This is a genomic window from Pelotomaculum sp. FP (genome assembly GCF_004369245.1).
GTDB lineage: Bacteria > Bacillota > Desulfotomaculia > Desulfotomaculales > Pelotomaculaceae > Pelotomaculum_C > Pelotomaculum_C schinkii.
The window spans coordinates 1-1,873 of record NZ_QFGB01000127.1 but is presented as its reverse complement, the minus strand read 5'-3'; the positions used below and the strand labels follow the sequence as shown (position 1 = coordinate 1,873).

Here is a 1,873-nt window from a genome sequence, read left to right as displayed (position 1 = left end):
CCGGCTCCGGCTTCTTTTTTACCATTTTATATGCACCATCTTGGAGGCTTTTGAGAGCCAAAATTGCACTGTTTATATGGTTGTCTAAAATCAGTTTTTAAAATCAGAACCTATTCAGCAAGCCCTATGTAGCTATATACGATAACAACGAATATTGTTAGAATAGTCACCAGTAGAACCAACCAAGACATCTTTACTTATGACAAATAATAACAGGTTGACCAGATACAAGGGAGGAGATTGATTTGAAAAAAATGTTTTTTGTTTTACTTTCAGTATTACTTCTTGTTTGTATACCTTGTGCAGCCGGGGCTTCGGACAATATCAAAATATTTGTTAATGGCGAGCAGGTTTTTTCTGATGTCCCGCCTCAAGCGATAGATGGGCGCACTATGGTCCCTATAAGGGTGGTATCGGAGGCTTTAGGCGCCCAGGTTATATGGAATGATAATACCAATTCAGTTGAAATTACGAATACTACTAGCGAGATTAATAATAATGAGGTTAATGATCGTGCTAAACTTAAATTATACCTTAAAATAGCTAGCCATTATTACAAATTAGCCGAGCTATATGAGCAATTTGCTGATATTTCCAGGGAATTGGACTTTGCCGTGTATGCTTGTTTCAATTATTCATATAGTTCCCCTCATAGTAAAAATCGTGCCTTGCAAGAGTTTAAGGCTAAGGCAAAAGACAAATATGAAAAAGCGGCCGCCAGTGTGGAATCTATACGTCAAGAAAATCAGCAGTTGGTTGATGAGGCTGAAAAAGCAGGAATTAACATAGCCGATACTAATGAAATTTTGCTTAACTATGACAATGCTATAGCTTGCTATAAAAAGACCTTGGATACTTTATTTATCTATTACTATAATGAATACAATTATTATACCAAGAACTTCGGTTTGGGTTATGACGAAAGTATAGCTGGCGCCCAGAAAGCCATGAAGGTTACGTCAGATTTTACAATTTAATACAAGGTCTATAAAATATCTAACCATATAAGATTTAAAGAAACCTTTTGCCAATGAGTTAATAGCTTACCCAGGTCCTCCGCTTCGAGTAAATCCTGACTGATGAACAGCTTGTCTGGCGGGAGAGGGAAATTGGTATACCAAGGAGTCTTTGTTGTATTACAAAAACATGGAAAGACGAGATGTGATATCAACTTCTGTTAGCATACAAAAAACCTTAACCGTCTATGATGCTTGACAGACAAAGGATCTTAAGAGATACCCGTCCGGATGGTTATTTGTAAGAATTTTCTTGTTTTTTGCTTGGCCCCGAATTAATATTGTATTAGATTATTAAATAAGGGGGGCGGCGAAATGCCTTTTGAGGACATTCTTTTTGCTCGGAAAGGCCCTGTTGCGACAATTACTTTAAACCGGCCTGATAATTATAATGCTCTCACTCCGAATATCTCCAGCGAAATGATGGCTGCGCTGGAAATGTGCCGTAATGAACGGGAGATCAGGGCTGTTGTACTGACCGGAAGCGGAAAAGCTTTTTGCTCCGGGGGCGATATCAAGTATTTTGAGGAGTTTGCCGGGAGTAATCCGGATGAGCCTGTACGCCGCTTGTTGGAGCCTTTGCACAGAATAGTTATGGATATACGACAAATGCCCAAACCGGTGCTGGCAGCCATAAACGGCGCGGTTGGCGGAGCCGGTATGTCGCTGGCTCTTTCCTGTGATTTGCGCATTGCATCCAGGCAGGCTAAGTTTAAACAGGCGTATACCAGCCTTGGTTTGGCGCCTGATGTGGGGTGGAGCCTGTGGGTGGGTTTGCTGGCGGGGTTTGGTAAGGCCAGCGAGATGATTTTTCTCGATCCGGTTTACGATGCTGAACAAGCGCAGGCAATGGGTCT

Annotated in this window: 2 protein-coding genes; both read left to right on the top strand. The window is 41.3% G+C overall.

What is annotated here, in order from left to right:
* The first annotated feature begins 254 nt into the window (after positions 1–254).
* A complete protein-coding gene (locus tag Psfp_RS20940; protein WP_243120842.1) occupies positions 255–977 on the top strand; it encodes a copper amine oxidase N-terminal domain-containing protein in 723 nt (240 codons plus the stop codon).
* 354 nt (positions 978–1,331) lie between these two features.
* On the top strand, positions 1,332–1,873 hold a 542-nt coding region (locus Psfp_RS20935), incomplete at its 3' end, for an enoyl-CoA hydratase/isomerase family protein (RefSeq protein WP_134220442.1).